Origin of the sequence: Mycobacterium marinum, assembly GCF_003391395.1 — a bacterium.
GTDB classification, from domain to species: Bacteria; Actinomycetota; Actinomycetes; order Mycobacteriales; family Mycobacteriaceae; genus Mycobacterium; species Mycobacterium marinum.
Map to the genome: position 1 here is coordinate 6,001,037 of NZ_CP024190.1, position 15,968 is coordinate 6,017,004.

Annotated in this window: 17 protein-coding genes; all 17 read right to left on the minus strand. The window is 66.0% G+C overall.

Translation table 11 applies throughout. From position 1 onward, the window contains the following. Positions 1 to 240 precede the first annotated feature (240 nt). Positions 241 to 774 (minus strand): histidine phosphatase family protein, encoded by a 534-nt coding sequence (locus CCUG20998_RS25435; RefSeq protein WP_020730861.1) that lies wholly within the window; start codon positions 772 to 774, stop codon positions 241 to 243. Between the two features lie 7 nt (positions 775 to 781). Then, positions 782 to 1,549: a CbtA family protein gene (locus CCUG20998_RS25440; protein WP_020730862.1), complete on the minus strand. Its 768-nt coding sequence runs from the start codon at positions 1,547 to 1,549 to the stop codon at positions 782 to 784. Between the two features lie 14 nt (positions 1,550 to 1,563). Then, positions 1,564 to 1,773: a CbtB domain-containing protein gene (locus CCUG20998_RS25445; RefSeq protein WP_020730863.1), complete on the minus strand. Its 210-nt coding sequence runs from the start codon at positions 1,771 to 1,773 to the stop codon at positions 1,564 to 1,566. A 176-nt stretch (positions 1,774 to 1,949) separates the two neighbouring features. After that, entirely contained in the window at positions 1,950 to 3,245 is a 1,296-nt protein-coding gene (locus CCUG20998_RS25450) for a PE family protein (protein WP_116269155.1), read from the minus strand. Positions 3,246 to 3,447: 202 nt separating this feature from the next. Beyond that, a complete protein-coding gene (gene clpC1 / locus CCUG20998_RS25455) occupies positions 3,448 to 5,994 on the minus strand; it encodes an ATP-dependent protease ATP-binding subunit ClpC (protein ID WP_012396621.1) in 2,547 nt (848 codons plus the stop codon). Between the two features lie 377 nt (positions 5,995 to 6,371). Then, positions 6,372 to 6,713 (minus strand): histone-like nucleoid-structuring protein Lsr2, encoded by a 342-nt coding sequence (lsr2, locus tag CCUG20998_RS25460; RefSeq protein WP_011741818.1) that lies wholly within the window; start codon positions 6,711 to 6,713, stop codon positions 6,372 to 6,374. A gap of 114 nt (positions 6,714 to 6,827) precedes the next feature. After that, entirely contained in the window at positions 6,828 to 8,324 is a 1,497-nt protein-coding gene (gene lysS, locus CCUG20998_RS25465) for a lysine--tRNA ligase (protein ID WP_012396622.1), read from the minus strand. A 121-nt stretch (positions 8,325 to 8,445) separates the two neighbouring features. Further along, positions 8,446 to 9,264: a type III pantothenate kinase gene (locus CCUG20998_RS25470; RefSeq protein ID WP_012396623.1), complete on the minus strand. Its 819-nt coding sequence runs from the start codon at positions 9,262 to 9,264 to the stop codon at positions 8,446 to 8,448. Between the two features lie 2 nt (positions 9,265 to 9,266). Then, positions 9,267 to 9,698, minus strand: coding sequence for an aspartate 1-decarboxylase (gene panD / locus CCUG20998_RS25475; RefSeq protein WP_036456731.1), 432 nt, complete (start codon positions 9,696 to 9,698; stop codon positions 9,267 to 9,269). Next, on the minus strand, positions 9,698 to 10,645 hold the full coding sequence (gene panC / locus CCUG20998_RS25480; protein WP_020730865.1) for a pantoate--beta-alanine ligase: 948 nt from the start codon (positions 10,643 to 10,645) through the stop codon (positions 9,698 to 9,700). The genes panD and panC overlap by 1 nt, the downstream gene beginning before the upstream one ends. Then, positions 10,642 to 11,553: a Rossmann-like and DUF2520 domain-containing protein gene (locus CCUG20998_RS25485; RefSeq protein WP_020730866.1), complete on the minus strand. Its 912-nt coding sequence runs from the start codon at positions 11,551 to 11,553 to the stop codon at positions 10,642 to 10,644. The genes panC and CCUG20998_RS25485 overlap by 4 nt, the downstream gene beginning before the upstream one ends. A 102-nt stretch (positions 11,554 to 11,655) precedes the next feature. Continuing rightward, positions 11,656 to 13,008: a DUF6779 domain-containing protein gene (locus tag CCUG20998_RS25490; RefSeq protein WP_020730867.1), complete on the minus strand. Its 1,353-nt coding sequence runs from the start codon at positions 13,006 to 13,008 to the stop codon at positions 11,656 to 11,658. A 111-nt stretch (positions 13,009 to 13,119) separates the two neighbouring features. After that, complete coding sequence (locus CCUG20998_RS25495) at positions 13,120 to 13,596, minus strand: DUF3180 domain-containing protein (protein WP_012396628.1); 477 nt, start codon at positions 13,594 to 13,596, stop codon at positions 13,120 to 13,122. Next, a complete protein-coding gene (folK, locus tag CCUG20998_RS25500; RefSeq protein ID WP_036456732.1) occupies positions 13,596 to 14,123 on the minus strand; it encodes a 2-amino-4-hydroxy-6-hydroxymethyldihydropteridine diphosphokinase in 528 nt (175 codons plus the stop codon). Before folK ends, CCUG20998_RS25495 begins: the two co-directional genes overlap by 1 nt. Then, positions 14,120 to 14,521, minus strand: a complete 402-nt coding sequence (folB, locus tag CCUG20998_RS25505; RefSeq protein WP_012396630.1) for a dihydroneopterin aldolase — start codon at positions 14,519 to 14,521, stop codon at positions 14,120 to 14,122. The genes folK and folB overlap by 4 nt, the downstream gene beginning before the upstream one ends. Then, on the minus strand, positions 14,514 to 15,356 hold the full coding sequence (gene folP, locus CCUG20998_RS25510) for a dihydropteroate synthase (protein ID WP_099052669.1): 843 nt from the start codon (positions 15,354 to 15,356) through the stop codon (positions 14,514 to 14,516). Before folP ends, folB begins: the two co-directional genes overlap by 8 nt. After that, the gene (folE, locus tag CCUG20998_RS25515) at positions 15,353 to 15,961 is read right to left on the minus strand and encodes a GTP cyclohydrolase I FolE (RefSeq protein WP_020730870.1); all 609 of its coding nucleotides are present in this window, start codon (positions 15,959 to 15,961) and stop codon (positions 15,353 to 15,355) included. Before folE ends, folP begins: the two co-directional genes overlap by 4 nt. Between the last annotated feature and the right edge of the window lie 7 nt (positions 15,962 to 15,968).

Consider the following 15,968-nt stretch of genomic DNA (forward strand, 5'->3'; position numbering starts at 1 on the left):
TTGCGACATCGCCACCGCCCTCCTGGATTGGTCTCAGAAGGGGCCCAATCGGCCCTGTAACAAACGTAAAATTTACAACAGTGTCGATAAACTACCACGGTCCATTCACCCGCGCTTTCCAACCATCCGTGGATGGTCGCGACGCACGAAATCCGGCCGCGCAATCGCAGCCCCAGCCCCGAACCGATTGTTGGAGTGGCCAATTGCGCAGGGCGGGTAAGTCGGGGACTTTCCAAACCGCTATAGGCGCAGTGTCCAGCGCCGATCGCGGTAATGGAGCGCTATCCGACTTGACGGTGCAACATCGATGCGCCAGAACGACTTCGGGCAGCCGTCGAGGGAGACTAGAATTGCCGCCCTGATTATGGCGGGGTGGGTCACCGCGACCGTATTGCCTTGTAATGACTCCAACCATCCGGCGACCCGATCAATCAACTCGAGAATCGACTCACCGCCGTGCGGCGCTTGCCCGGGGTCACTCAGCCACGTCGTAAGGTCGGCGGGCGCAATGTCGGCCAGCCTCGACCCGCGCCAATGCCCACAATCCAGATCGGCCAGCAGCGGCTCGGTGACCGCTTGCAGTCCCAGCAGCTGCGCGCTTTGACAGCAACGCCGCTCGGGCCCGGCGTATTGTCGCGAGTCGCGGTTACTCTCCAATGGCGCCGCCCATCGGCGACCAGTGTGGTTGAGCGGCTCGTCGTCGGGAAAGCGGCCGACGGCCATCGCGTCGGTCATCCCGTGCGACACCAGGATCAACCGCGTGACATCGGTCATCGAACAGTCACGCCGCGGCGCTTTGCACCCGTCCGCTATCGGCCCGCTCGTCCAGCCCTCGCCCTACGAGCGCCGAGAAGACCAGTCCGATGGATGCCCACAACACCAGTTGGGTTCCCAGCGAGACCAACCTGAACTCGTAGAGGACATCGGCGGGAAAGCCCTGGGGTATCTCGGCAACGGTCGGCAGGATCGCCATGACCACCGTGACCGCAATCAGGTACGCACCGGCCGCAAGCAACCCGGCATTGAACATGTCCATCCGCATCGAGAGCCACCGCACCAAATAGACGGCCACGATTGCCAACGTCACCGACGCCACCACCATGACCAGGTACCACAGGGTGCGTGCACCGATGGTGTCCGCTTGACCGACGGCCGGCGGGTTGGGCGGATACTTCACGAACGGGACCAGATACACCACGGTGAAGGCCAGCGCCGCTAGCCGAATCGAAAGCACCCGCGGTGCGGGGCTTGCCGACGGGTTTCCCACGCGTCCGTACACCAGACAAAACACAACGGCGAAAAGGGCTCCCACCGCGAGGCCGAAAATCAGGACTCCGAAACCCAATCCAGCGTTGGCCTGCACGCCGCGGCTGAACAATTCCGCACCGTGCTCGTGCACCCCGTGAGCGTGCGCAGCTTCGGTGCGGGCGTCTTCGAATTCGACAGCCTGGCCGATGATGGGTTCGGCGAACAGCCGGGCGAACACGAACGCCAACACGGCACCCACCGCGCCCGCCAGCAGACCTCGTGCGATCAGGCGCCGCTCCACGTTAGCCGCCCGGCTCAGTGGCACGGGAAGCCGAGCAAATGCCTGGCGTCGTGGAAGAACTCATGAACGTGGGTATCGCCGCCCACCAGCGATACCGCCCCTTGATCGATGCCGACGAAATAGATCGCCAACAGCGCCAGGACAGCCGTGCCGGCCAGCCACAGCGCTGCGCTTGCCGCCGATAGGTCAACCGAACCGGCCTGGGCGGCCTGAGAGTTCGCCACGGTCAACTCCTTCTGGGGATCTCGCGCCCCACTTGGGTAGCCGATGACGGGCGCCGGGTCTGACTAGACAGTGGCGCGACCGTTCTGGAATTTCACCAGATTCCGTCGCCCATCAACAACAATGAAACAACACCGGCCAGTGTAAACCGGTAGCTCCCAGGGGTCGATCGACAAAATCAGCCCGGCTGGCCGTGCGCCCCGTCCGCGCCCGAACCCCCGGGTTGTCCGTAACTGCCATGGGATCCAGACATGCCCCTGCGCGATCCACTTCCGGGGCCCCCACCGTCGCCCCAATGACCGCCGTCGCCACCACCGCCACCGGTACCGCCCTCGCCGCCAAGCCCGGGGTTACCCGAGTGCCCTAACAGACCTCCCGCGCCGCCCGCACCACCGTTGCCGCCATCGCCGCCGGCTCCGCCGGTCCCGCCAGTGCCGCCGTCGCCACCGGTATTGCCATTGCCGCCGGCAAATTCCGAGTCTCCGCCGGCACCGCCGGCGCCGCCGGTACCGCCGACCGCACCGGTGCCACCGCCGCCGCCGATGCCCCCGGCACCGCCGCCGCCACCGTTGCCGACGAGTAGCCCGCCATGGCCTCCACCACCCCCGGCGCCGCCGCTACCCCCGACGCCGCCTGGAGCGCCCTGCCCACCGACCCCGCCTACGCCGCCGTCGCCCCCCTCCACACGGCCGTAGCCGCCGGTACCGCCGGTGCCGCCGGTCTGCCCGTACTCGGTGCCGTCGGCGCCGGGACCGCCGGGACCGCCGGTGTCACGTCCGGTGAGACCTGGGGTTCCGTTGCCGGCCGGCATGGTCGTGGGGTTGACACCGGCCGCGCCGGCCGTGCCGTCCCCGCCCGCACCGCCGGCACCGCCGTTGCCCCAGAGCCCGGCGTTGCCGTACAGCCAGCCGCCTTGACCGCCGGACCCGCCGGCCGCCGCGGCTCCGCCCGCCCCTCCGGCACCGCCATTGCCGATCAGGCCCGCGGCCCCGCCGGCACCGCCGCCCACTCCGGAGGTGGCGCTGTTGTAGCCGCTACCGCCGCTGCCGTACAAGAACCCCCCGTCATACCCATCGGGGTGCGATGCGGTTCCCGCGGCACCGTTGCCGATCAGCCCTCGCCCCAGCAGGGCCTGCGTGGGTGCGTTGATCAACCCCAACACGTCCTGCTGCACGGTTTGTAGTGTCGAAGTGTTGGCCGACTCCACACCGGCATACCAATTTGCGCCGGCGTTCAAGGCCTCCACGAACTGGTCATGAATGGCCGCCATGTCGGCGCCCAGCACCTGATAAGCCTGGGCGTAGCGGGAGAACAGGGACGCAACGACCGTCGAGACCTCATCTGCACCGGCGGCAAGCACTTCGGTGGTCGGAGCCGCCGCCGCGGTGTTGGCCCCGCTGATCGCCGACCCAATCTGCGCCAAGTCCGTTGCTGCGGCCGCGATGATCTCCGGTGTGGCAAAAACTAGCGGCATGGCTCGCCTCCTCGGCACATGACGCAACCCAGCATCGGCCTGATCACTGCCGGATAGATCAAGAGAAACGTATCGCCATGTCCCGCCGCGATAGGCGGAGCTTCAACGAACTTTCAGGAAATCGGAAGCAGCTCGCAACGTCCGCTTAACATGTGACGGGCCTGCCAGAGGCAAGCCCGTCACATGTTTTCAGAGTGTTCGGTTACTGCTCGGTGGGCCCAGGTCCCCCGGCGCTGTGTGCTCCGGCCTTTGCCAGGTCCGGCTCACTCGGCGGCTTGCGGGTACCGGTGAACGTAAATTTCGCGTCCTCACCGGCGCCCTCGCCGTCCCAGTTGTCGACGTCGACGGTGACGACCTGTCCCGGACCGACCTCCTCGAAGAGGATCTTCTCCGAGAGCTGGTCCTCGATCTCACGCTGAATGGTTCGCCGCAGCGGACGAGCACCCAAGACCGGGTCGAAACCGCGCTTGGCCAGCAGCGACTTTGCCTTGTCGGTCAGCTCGAGCGCCATGTCCTTGCTCTTGAGCTGGTTGGCGACGCGGCCGATCATCAGGTCGACCATCCGGATGATCTCGTCGCGAGTCAGCTGGTGGAAGACGATGATGTCGTCGATGCGGTTGAGGAACTCCGGCCGGAAGTGCTTCTTGAGTTCGTCGTTGACCTTCTGCTTCATCCGCTCGTAGTCGTTCTCGCCGCCAGTCTGGCTGAACCCGAGGCCGACGGGCTTGGAAATATCGGATGTCCCCAGATTCGACGTGAAGATCAGCACGGTGTTCTTGAAGTCGACCGTGCGGCCCTGACCGTCGGTGAGCCGGCCGTCCTCGAGGACCTGCAACAGACTGTTGTAGATCTCCTGGTGTGCCTTCTCGATCTCATCGAAGAGCACCACGCTGAACGGCTTGCGCCGCACCTTCTCGGTGAGCTGGCCGCCCTCTTCGTAGCCGACATATCCGGGCGGAGCACCGAAGAGCCGGGACGCGGTGAACCGGTCGTGGAACTCGCCCATGTCGATCTGGATGAGCGCGTCGTCGTCACCGAACAAGAAGTTGGCCAGCGCCTTGGACAGCTCGGTCTTACCGACACCGGACGGGCCGGCGAAGATGAACGAGCCCGACGGGCGCTTCGGGTCCTTCAGCCCCGCGCGGGTGCGGCGGATCGCCTTGGAGACCGCCTTGACCGCGTCTTCCTGGCCGATGATCCGCTTGTGCAGCTCGTCTTCCATCCGCAGCAGGCGGGTGGTCTCCGCCTCGGTGAGCTTGAACACCGGGATGCCAGTCCAGTTGCCCAGCACTTCGGCGATCTGTTCGTCATCGACTTCGGCGACCACGTCAAGATCGCCCGAACGCCATTGCTTTTCACGCTCGGCACGCTGCGCCACCAGTTGCTTCTCCCGGTCGCGCAGGCTCGCCGCCTTCTCGAAGTCCTGGGCATCGATCGCCGATTCCTTCTCCCGGCGCGCGTCGGCGATCTTCTCGTCGAACTCGCGCAGGTCTGGCGGCGCGGTCATGCGGCGGATCCGCATCCGGGCGCCCGCCTCATCGATCAGGTCGATCGCCTTGTCCGGCAGGAACCGGTCGTTGATGTAGCGGTCGGCCAGCGTCGCGGCGGCCACCATCGCGGAATCGGTGATCGACACGCGGTGGTGCGCCTCGTAGCGGTCCCGCAGACCCTTGAGAATCTCGATCGTGTGCTCGACCGTCGGCTCACCCACCTGCACCGGCTGGAAACGGCGCTCCAGCGCGGCGTCCTTCTCGATGTACTTGCGGTACTCGTCGAGGGTGGTGGCACCGATCGTCTGCAGCTCGCCGCGAGCCAGCTTGGGCTTGAGGATGCTTGCGGCATCGATCGCGCCCTCGGCGGCACCCGCCCCGACCAGCGTGTGCAGCTCGTCGATGAACAGGATGATGTCGCCGCGGGTATTGATCTCCTTGAGCACCTTCTTCAGGCGTTCCTCGAAGTCACCGCGGTAGCGCGAACCCGCGACCAGCGAGCCGAGGTCCAGCGTGTAGAGCTGCTTGTCCTTCAGCGTCTCGGGCACCTCGCCGTGCACGATGGCCTGCGCCAGGCCCTCGACCACAGCGGTCTTGCCCACGCCGGGCTCGCCGATGAGCACCGGGTTGTTCTTGGTGCGCCGGGAGAGCACCTGCATGACCCGCTCGATTTCCTTCTCGCGGCCGATGACCGGGTCCAGTTTGCCTTCCATGGCAGCCGCGGTCAGGTTGCGGCCGAACTGGTCGAGAACCAGCGACGTGGAGGGAGAGCCGGACTCCCCTCCCCGGCCGCCAGTGCCTGCCTCGGCGGCCTCCTTGCCCTGGTAGCCGCTCAGCAGCTGGATCACCTGCTGGCGCACCCGGGTCAGTTCGGCGCCCAGCTTGACCAGCACCTGGGCGGCCACACCCTCGCCCTCGCGAATCAGGCCGAGCAGGATGTGCTCGGTACCGATGTAGTTGTGGCCGAGCTGCAGCGCCTCGCGCAGGCTGAGTTCGAGCACCTTCTTGGCGCGCGGAGTGAACGGGATGTGCCCGGACGGTGCCTGCTGGCCCTGGCCGATGATCTCTTCGACCTGGCTGCGCACACCTTCCAGCGAGATCCCGAGCGACTCCAGCGACTTGGCCGCAACGCCTTCGCCTTCATGGATTAGCCCCAGCAGAATGTGCTCGGTGCCGATGTAGTTGTGGTTCAGCATCCGGGCCTCTTCTTGCGCCAGGACAACGACCCGGCGGGCACGGTCGGTAAAACGTTCGAACATCGGCGGTTACCTGCTCTCCCTCATCGGTACTTTGGTCGGTCCTGAACCAGTCCAGCTCGGCCCCGCGTACCTGCAGTCCACTGTAATGGTCGGCCTGCCAGGCTTCATAACAACCTTGCAGTGCCGTGCGGTTCCCGGCTGCAACTCCGGTGTGGGGCCCGAATCACCCGAATCAGATACACCCGTGACCCAGACCCGGCGCCCGAGAAGCCGCGCCGGCCTCGTTTTCTTCCTGCTACAACAGAACCGCAACACGTTAACGAGGAAAACCGCCGAAGTGTTTCCCGTGTCGGCCGAAGATCGGTTTCGCCACGAGCGAAAATGACATAGCACCGTCGCCCAGGCTTAGCCTGGGCGACGGTAATAGATCGAGATCGCTATGAACCGGCAGCGTGGAATGCGTCGATGACGTCGGCCGGGATACGGCCACGGGTCGACACATTGTGCCCATTACGGCGTGCCCATTCCCGGATGGCCGCGCTTTGCTCGCGGTCGATAGCGCCGCGGCCACGTCCGGATCCCGAACGCCCACGTCGCCGGCCACCGACGCGCCGACCCGCCGCAACCCATTGCTTCAGATCACCGCGCAGTTTCGCGGCATTCTTGGAAGAAAGGTCAATCTCGTAGGTCACCCCGTCAAGCCCGAATTCAACCGTTTCGTCAGCAGCACCGGCACCGTCGAAATCGTCGACCAAGGTGACGGTAACTTTCTTAGCCATTGGCTTACCCTCGCGTTTCTTCCTATGCGTCGCAATACAGGATGGATAGTCTCCCCGCGCACCAATGTGCCATAAGTAAGCAAAATTCTCAATCCAGACACAACCACCGGCAGTTCAGTTGGAGTGAGGGCGAACAATCGGGAACAAAACTGTCTCCCTAATTGACAGTCCGGTCAAACACATCAACAACCGATCGATGCCCATTCCAGTTCCAGTACACGGGGGCATCCCGTACTCCAGAGCCGTCAGAAAATCTTCGTCAAGTTGCATCGCCTCGTCGTCACCAGCGGCCGCCGCACGCGCCTGATCAGCGAATCTGTCCCGCTGGACGACGGGATCGTTTAATTCCGAGTACCCGGTAGCCAGTTCGACTCCGCGCACGTAGAGATCCCACTTCTCGGTTACTCCGGGGATACTGCGGTGCTGACGAGTCAATGGCGTTGTCTCGACTGGGAAATCCTTGACAAATGTGGGCGCCGTCAACTTGTTGCCGACAGCATGTTCCCAGAGTTCCTCGACAAGTTTGCCGTGACCAAAAACACTGTTATCAATCTCTACGTCAAGTCCGCTTGCGATGTCACGTAAGCGAGCAACCGTCGTCTCTGGCGTGATCTGTTCCCCCAGTGCCTCCGACAAGGAGGAATACATCTCGATAGTCGCCCATTCTCCGTCGATGTCGTACACGCTGCCGTCAGGCATCGGGAGTTGCCTGGTTCCGATCGCCTCGTCAGCAACTTCTTGAATAAGCTCTCTGGTGATCAGGGCCGAATCGTCATAGGTTCCATAGGTCTGATAGGTCTCCAGCATGGAGAATTCCGGGGAATGGGTGGAATCAGACCCTTCGTTTCGGAACACCCGATTTAGTTCAAAGACCCTGTCGAAACCGCCCACGATGCAACGCTTGAGGAACAGTTCCGGCGCGATACGCAGGTAAAGATCGATGTCGAGGGCATTGGAATGGGTGACGAACGGCCGCGCCGCAGCGCCGCCGGCCAAGGTCTGCAACATTGGCGTTTCGACTTCGAGAAACCCGCGCCGCTCCAGCGCATTACGCACCGCACGGATTACCGCAATCCGCTGTCGCGCGACCTCCCGCGCCTGCGGACGCACGATCAAATCGACGTAGCGCTGACGAACCCGCGACTCCTCGCTCATCTCCTTGTGTGCGACCGGCAGCGGCCGCAAGGCCTTGGCAGCCATCCGCCAGGAATCGGCGAGCACCGATAGTTCGCCCCGACGGGAGCTGATCACGGTGCCGTGCACGTAGACGACGTCACCGATGTCGACGTCGGCCTTCCACCTGTCCAGCGATTCGCGGCCCACCTTGTCGAGGCTGATCATCGCCTGCAGCTGGGTGCCGTCGCCGTCCTGCAGTGTCGCAAAACACAGTTTCCCGGTGTTACGCGCGAACACCACTCGACCCGCGACACCGACGATGTCCTCGGTCGCCGAATCTGTCGGTAGGTCGGCATAGGTGGCACGAATCTCGGCCAACGTGTGAGTGCGTTCGATGGCTACCGGATAGGGGTCATACCCCTCTGCCAATAACCGAGCACGCTTGTCCCGACGGATTCGGAACTGCTCGGGAATGTCTGACTCGGCGGAGCTCACGACGTGCCAGCTTAAATGAACTCGCCTGAGCACTCATCGCGCGGGCACCGGGCGCGCGAAACCCGCCCTAAAGATTGCTCCCGACCGGAATCGACCGGGACGCATGGTCGCCGGGTGGCGGCTAGCGCGCCGGCTTCAGCCGACCGCGCTGAGCCTCCCGATTGCGCTCGAAGACCAGCCGTAATCCATGCAGGGTCAGGTGCTCGTCGAAGTGTTCGACGCTGTGCAGTTCGGGCAGCAGCAGCGGCGCGGTGTGCCCGGTCGCCACCACCGCGACATCGTCGTCGGCTGAAAAACCCTTAACGTCCTCACGAATCCGCGCCACCAGGCCGTCAACCAGCCCGGCAAAACCGAATACCGCACCAGCCTGCATGCATTCCACCGTGTTCTTACCCACCACCGAGCGCGGCCGGGCCAACTCGACGCGCCGAAGTGCCGCCGAACGGGCCGCGGCGGCATCCGAAGAAACCTGAACGCCGGGTGCGATCGCCCCGCCCAGGAATTCGCCTTTGGCCGACACCACGTCCACGCATATCGATGATCCGAAATCGACGACAATGGCCGCCTTTGCGAACTGCTGATATGCCGCCAGGCAGTTGACGATCCGGTCGGCACCCACTTCTTTGGGGTTGTCGACCAGCAGCGGAATACCGGTGCGTACCCCAGGTTCGATCAGCACGTGCGGGACCGACGGCCAATACTGCTCCAGCATGATCCGCACCTCATGCAACACCGACGGGACCGTGGACAACCCGGTCGCACCGGTGAGCCGCTCGGAATCCTCGCCGATCAACCCGTCGATCGTCAGTGCCAATTCATCGGCGGTGACTTCGGATTCGGTCCGTATCCGCCATTGCTGCACGACCTTTGCGTGCTGTTTGGCCCCCGACAGCAGACCGACAACGGTGTGGGTGTTGCGGACGTCGATCGCCAGCAGCACGGTTACCGCGCACCGATCCGCGGATTCAACAGCTCCTCCGCCCCGGGAATGTCGAATGCGGGCACAAAAGCCGGGTCGTGGCCCACGTCGATCTGCTTGTTGTCAGCGTCGACGAACACGATCCGCGGCTGGTAGCCGCGTGCCTCGGCATCCTGCATGGTCCCGTAAGCGATCAGGATCACCAGATCGCCGGGGTGTACGAGATGCGCCGCGGCACCGTTGATCCCGATTACGCCACTACCGCGTTCGCCGGTGATCGCATACGTGACCAAGCGAGCACCGTTATCGATGTCGACGATGGTCACCTGTTCACCTTCGAGCAGATCCGCGGCGTCCATCAGGTCGGCATCGATGGTCACCGACCCGACGTAGTGCAGGTCGGCCTGCGTGACGGTGGCGCGGTGAATCTTCGACTTCAACATTGTCCGTAACATCAATTCCTCCAAGGTGATTGGACACGCCCGTCCGGCCCGACAGGCTGCCCGTCGGTGCCGGCGATACTTTCGATCTCAATTGCCACGTTGTCGAGCAGCCGGGTGGTGCCGAACCGGACGGCGACCAGCAACCGGCCAGATCCGCTGGGGGAAACCGGGCCGAGCTCGCCGTCGCGCAGTTCCACATAGTCGACCACGATCCCGGGGACGGCCTCGAGCACACCGCGCGCCGCATCCAGCGCAGCCTGGACACCGGCGGTCGCCGCATGTGCCCCGGCCGTCAGCGCCGCCGAGAGCGCGATGGCCGCTTCCCGTTGCGCCGGGTCCAGATAGCGATTGCGCGACGACATCGCCAGTCCGTCGTGTTCACGCACGATCGGCACGCCGATCACCTGCACGTTGACGTTGAGGTCGGCAACCATCTGCCGGATGAGCACCAGCTGCTGATAATCCTTCTCACCGAAGAACGCCCGGTCGGGAGCCACGATCTGTAGCAGCTTGAGCACCACGGTCAGCACCCCGGCGAAATGGGTTGGTCGCGAACCGCCTTCGAGTTCGGCGGCCAGTGGGCCGGGTTGCACGGTGGTGCGTAGACCGTTGGGGTACATGCTCGCCGCGGTCGGGGTGAACGCGATTTCCACACCTTCGGCCCGCAGTTTCGCCAGATCCTGATCGACGGTTCGTGGGTAGGCGTCCAGATCCTCGCCGGCACCGAACTGCAGCGGGTTGACGAAAATCGACACCACGACCACCGCACCGGGCGTGCGTTTGGCCGCCCGCACCAGCGCCAGATGGCCCTCGTGCAGGGCCCCCATCGTGGGGACCAACATCACCCGGCGGCCGGTGTGGCGCAGCGCCCGGCTGACCTCGCCGACGTCACGCGGCGCCGAGTAGATGTTGAGTTCGCCCGGCTTGAAGACGGGCGCCCGGCCGGCATTCGCTCTCATGGCGTCAAGACCTCCACCACATCCCCCGGTGCATGGGCCCGCATGGCGGTGCGCAGGGCGTTCACCCGATACGCCTGCGCCAGTTGCGGGTCCGCTTCGGTGAGCGCGGCCAGGTGGCCGGCGACCGCGGCGGCGTCACCGCGCGCGATCGGCCCGGTCAGCGCGGCCTGACCCCGCTGCAGCGTGTTTTCCAGGGCCGCTCGGGCTAGCGGTCCGACGATGCGTTCCGCGATACCGCCGGGCTGGTTGTCGACGCATTGCTGGCCGAGCAGTTCTTGTCCACGCAAGGCGGTGCGCAAGGCCTCGAGGGCATCGGCGAGCACGGTGACGAGGTGGTTACTCGCATGTGCGAGGGCCGCGTGGTAGAGCACGCGGCTTTCCTCGCCCACGCAGAACGGTTCGCCGCCCATCTCCAGCACCAGCGATTGGGCGATCGCATACCCGACGTCGTCAGCCGCGGTGATTCCGAAGCAGGTATCGGGCAGCCGATTGATGTCTTCGTCGGAGCCGGTGAAGGTCATCGCCGGATGAATGGCCAGCGGTATGCAACCCTGCGCAGTCAGGGGCTCCAAGATGCCAATCCCGTTGGCGCCGGATGTGTGCGCCACGATGGTGCCCGGCCGCACCGCCGACGTGGCGGCCAGACCCGATATCAGACCCGCCAGTTCACTGTCGGTGACGGCCAGCACCAGCAACTCGGCCGATGCGGCGACATCCGGCGGCGGCAGCACCGGGGTATCGGGCAACCGGCGCTGCGCCCGCTGCAGCGACGCGTGCGAAATGGCGCTGCATGCCACCACGACATGATCGGCGCGCTCTAGCGCGACCCCCAGGGCGGTGCCTACCCGGCCGGCCGAGATGATCCCCACCTTGAGCCTGGCCGGGCGCAAACCGTCGAGCTGCACCATCGCAGACGACCTCACAGGTTTCTTCGTTCGTTCCAGTCCCGTGGATGACCGGGTACCGGACGGTCACTAAGACTGTAGTCGATTTGTTGGTCGACACCCATTTCAGCCGTCACGGCGCCGGCGCCGGCCGCCGCCGGAAGGCTGCACCTGCAACCGTGCCATCAGGTCAGCGACGGACTGACCACCGCTTTGCGAGTCAGAGTCATGCGAGCCCGCCACATCGCCGCGTTCTTCTTCCGGGCGGCGATGACGGGAGGCAAGGTCGGGTGCGGGCGGCGGGGCCAACCGGGGCGCCGCGGGCTCGGCGGGCTGGGGGCCCGGCCACGGCGGTGCAGCGGGTGCCATTGGTGGCGGTTGGGCTGGTCCGGGGCCTGGAGGCGGCCCCGCTCCCAGGCGGCCCACCCCATAGTCGCGGTAGTCGGTGGAATGACGAGATCGCGACCGTCTGCCGCCGTATTCCCGGTCGAACTCACCGATGTCACCTTGGTCCTCGTCGGAACCGTAGTGCCGGGCACGGCGGCGTCGACCCGAAGACCGGTCCTGCGTTTCGGCGCCAACCGCCTCCTCGGCCACCCAGTGGCTGCCCGGAGCGCCGGGGGGCAACCACTGTCCGTCCGCGGCAACCGGTCGCCAAGGCGAGGGTTCGGCATTGGGTACTGGTGGCGCGGGCGGCGGTCGACGATGCGGCTCGTAGTGCAGGTCAGGCTGAACCGGCGCAGCCTCCTGGGGCGGCCCGACCCACTCGGCGGGGTGTCCGGGGCCCGGAGGCGCGGGCGGCGGGGGCTGCAGAAACGGTCCCCCACCCGGCTGCACGTCACGCTCGTCCAGCGGCGGCACGCCTACCTCCGGCACATCGATGATCGCCTCCTCGGCGCGGTTGAGATTTTCGTCTCGACGGGCCATGGCAATCCGGTCACTGGGCAGCCAGTCGGTGGCTGGACTCTCGCCGTTTTGGAGCCGATCGGCAACAGCGCGGGCGGTGCGCGACTCCCTGTCCACCGTCTCCAGCGCCGGGCGCTGTTCTAGGTCCGCATCGAACAAGATTCCCAGACTGGTTCGCAGCGAAGCTAATTCGGCGCGCAACGCTGCCACCTCGTCGGCGGCCGCGCCCCGCAACTCGGCGGCGAGCTCGCGACGCAACTGCGACTCCACCGCCAGCTCGTATTCGCGGCGGGCCGAGATCTCGCGATCCAGCTGCAGGTCGTAGACGAGCTTCATGTCGCGCGCCCGCGCCTGATCCGCTTCGGCCTGGCGACGATAGAGCACCGACACAAACGCACCAGCGACCGCGGCCCACAGCGCGAGGACCACGGCGAGCTTGAGCAGTTCCACCCGATTGGTGAAAACCAGTGCCGAACTAGCTCCAATTGCCAGAACCAGCAACGTCGTCAATAGCACCCAACCCGGCCTGCGGCCGCCGCGCCGGACCCGGGCGCCGCGGGACAGAACGGTCATGGCCTGACTGTACCCGCGCGACCTGCATCCACGTGTCGCGCCGGTCCGGCGATTCTCCGGCAAAGTCCGTGCCGCAGCCAGCAACGCCGGCGGGCCGGGCCGCGGGAGTGGTCAGCCTTCCGCGCCCTCGCCCCGCTCGGGCGGCTCCTGCGGCGACTTGCAGCAATGTTGCAGCCACAAAGCGGCAACGATCAACGCCAGCGCGCTTGCGGCCGCCACCAGGGCGCCGGTCATATCTTCGGCCGCCACCCGCAGCCAGGACCGCCGCGGCAACAGATACACCAAGACCGCAATCCACCAGCCCAGCACCAGCGCACCCACCCAGGCCGATGCCTTGGCGACCATCAGGCTGCGAGCCACAGCCAGAGGATGCAGCTGTCCGGATCCATCCCCTATCTCGCCATCGTTGATCTTGGCTCTTACGAAGCGGGCCCACAGCGCCTCGGCGATCGCAACCCCCAGCAGTGACAGCCCGGTCCACACCGTGAGCGGGGGAAACGACCGGAACAACACCAGCACCATCGGATAGCCGGCGACCGCCGCCCCGATCGCGGCGGCGGCCAGGTCGCGCCTACGGGTCGGTCCCATCAGGCTGCCACGGTCAGCGAGGTCAACCGCACACTTGCCCGATCGGCCGGTGGCAGCCCGGCCAGCAGCGCGGCGACCGGGCGCGGGCCCTCCGGTCCGGTCAGTTCGGCCGCGGGGTCAACGTCGAGCCAAGGGACCATGACGAAGGCCCGCTGATGCGCCAATGGGTGTGGCAGCGTCAGGATGCTGTCGTTGCAGCGCACTTCGGTACGGCCGGCCGGGCCGGCCTGGTAGCAGGCGACCAGATCCACGTCGAGCGTGCGCGGCCCCCACCGCTGCAGACGCTGCCGGCCGGCCGCCCGCTCGAACTCCTGAGCTTGGTGCAACCAAGCATGGCCGTCGCGAGCGGGATCGTCTGCGATCAGCACCACGTTGAGGAACGGCTCCTGGGCCACCCCACCCCACGGATCGGTCTCATAGACACGTGACGCCCCGACCAACGTGTCGCCGAGTCCGTCGACCACCGAACGCAGGTTCGCCAGGCGGTCGCCCAGGTTGGAACCGACCGACAGCACTACCGAACTCATACCGCTCGGTCCGCGGGGATCACCGAACCACGCCCCCCGCGCCGCGACCGCCGGGTCACCACCGCCACGTCAGCCAGCGGTTGCGCGATGGCGGCCTGCGGCTTGTGCAGGACCACCTCGACGGCATGTACCCGTTCGTCGTTCATCACCTCGTCGGCGATCTCGGCACCGACCGTCTCGATCAGGTTGCGCGGCGGCCCGCCGACGATCTCGGCCGCGCGCTGCGCCAATTGGGCATAGTCATAGGTGTCGGCCAGATCGTCGCTGCGGGCGGCGTCGGCCAAGTCGATCCACATGGTGATGTCGACGACGAACCGTTGCCCGGCTACCCGCTCATGGTCATAGACCCCATGGCGGCCATGAACAATCAAGCCCCGCAACTCGATTCGGTCAGCCATCGTGCCCAGTCCTTTCCGCCCGCTGCCACGCGTCGACGACCTTGAGGGCGTCGACGGATGCCCGCACATCATGCACCCGCACACCCCATGCACCGTGCAGCGCCGCCAATGCGGAAATCACCGCGGTCGCCGTTTCCCGCCCGTCCGGCGGCCTTACCGCACCATCCGGGCCGGCCAGCAACGACCCGAGGAAGCGCTTTCGAGACGCTCCCACCAGCACCGGGATCCCGGTGGCGACCAACGCCGGCAGGGCGTGCAGCAGCGTCCAATTATGCTGTCCGGCCTTGGCGAAGCCGAGGCCGGGATCGATCATCAGATTCGATGGATCAACGCCCGCGGCTATCGCATCATCCACGGCGGCGAGCAGCTCGGCGCGCACCTCGGCCACCACATCGCGGTAGTTCGGCACCTGATGGGGGTTGTCGTCGGACACCGGCCGCCAGTGCATCAGTACCCACGGCACACCGGCTTCGGCGACCAGCGGGGCCATTGCCGGATCGGCCCGCCCTCCGGACACATCGTTGACGATCTGCGCGCCGTTGTGCAGCGCCTCGCACGCTACGGCCGCGCGGGTGGTGTCGATGCTGACCTTGATACCGCGCGCGGCCAGTTCTTTGATGACGGGCAAGACGCGGGACGCCTCGACGGCCGGGTCAACCCGCGCGGCGCCCGGCCGAGTCGACTCCCCCCCGACGTCGATGATGTCCGCACCTTCGGTCGCCAGCGCCAGACCGTGCTCGATGGCCTTGGCCTCGTCGCAGTAGCGCCCACCGTCGGAGAACGAGTCGTTCGTGACATTCAATACGCCCATAACCTGCACAGGCCGCGAACTCACTTACGCAGGATGAGGTCCAGCGCCTCGGCCCGAGAAGCGGCATCGGTCTTGAACTGCCCACGCACCGCCGAGGTCGTGGTGACCGCACCGGGTTTGCGGACCCCGCGCATCGCCATGCACAGGTGCTCGGCTTCGACCACCACGATCACCCCGCGCGGTCCGAGCCTTTTGACCAGGGCGTCGGCGATCTGGCTGGTGAGCCGCTCTTGCACCTGAGGACGCTTGGCGTAGAGGTCCACCAGCCGGGCAATCTTGGACAGCCCGGTCACCCGGCCATCCCGGCCCGGGATATAGCCGACATGGGCCACCCCGTGGAACGAGACCAGGTGGTGCTCGCACGTCGAGTACAACGGAATCTGTTTGATCAGCACCAGCTCGTCGTGGTCTTCGTCGAACATGGTGTTCAGTACCGCGTCGGGGTCGGTGTAAAGCCCCGCGAAGATCTCGCGATAGGCGCGGGCCACGCGGGCCGGGGTGTCGCGCAAACCGCCCCGGTCCGGGTCCTCGCCGATCGCAAGCAACAACTCGCGGACGGCGGCCTCGGCACGCGGCTGGTCGAACGCCCGGGTGGTCGTTGCCTCGGTTCGGGAATCCAGCTGCGTCATTGCAACT

Coding starts and splice junctions, on each gene's coding strand:
- folE (WP_020730870.1), bottom strand. CDS start 15,961: ATGACGCAGCTGGATTCCCGAACCGAGGCAACGACCACCCGGGCGTTC.
- CCUG20998_RS25485 (WP_020730866.1), bottom strand. CDS start 11,553: ATGGTGCAGCTCGACGGTTTGCGCCCGGCCAGGCTCAAGGTGGGGATC.
- CCUG20998_RS25495 (WP_012396628.1), bottom strand. CDS start 13,596: ATGGGACCGACCCGTAGGCGCGACCTGGCCGCCGCCGCGATCGGGGCG.
- panD (WP_036456731.1), bottom strand. CDS start 9,698: ATGTTACGGACAATGTTGAAGTCGAAGATTCACCGCGCCACCGTCACG.
- CCUG20998_RS25450 (WP_116269155.1), bottom strand. CDS start 3,245: ATGCCGCTAGTTTTTGCCACACCGGAGATCATCGCGGCCGCAGCAACG.
- folK (WP_036456732.1), bottom strand. CDS start 14,123: ATGAGTTCGGTAGTGCTGTCGGTCGGTTCCAACCTGGGCGACCGCCTG.
- CCUG20998_RS25490 (WP_020730867.1), bottom strand. CDS start 13,008: ATGACCGTTCTGTCCCGCGGCGCCCGGGTCCGGCGCGGCGGCCGCAGG.
- lsr2 (WP_011741818.1), bottom strand. CDS start 6,713: ATGGCTAAGAAAGTTACCGTCACCTTGGTCGACGATTTCGACGGTGCC.
- folB (WP_012396630.1), bottom strand. CDS start 14,521: ATGGCTGACCGAATCGAGTTGCGGGGCTTGATTGTTCATGGCCGCCAT.
- CCUG20998_RS25435 (WP_020730861.1), bottom strand. CDS start 774: ATGACCGATGTCACGCGGTTGATCCTGGTGTCGCACGGGATGACCGAC.
- clpC1 (WP_012396621.1), bottom strand. CDS start 5,994: ATGTTCGAACGTTTTACCGACCGTGCCCGCCGGGTCGTTGTCCTGGCG.
- panC (WP_020730865.1), bottom strand. CDS start 10,645: ATGAGAGCGAATGCCGGCCGGGCGCCCGTCTTCAAGCCGGGCGAACTC.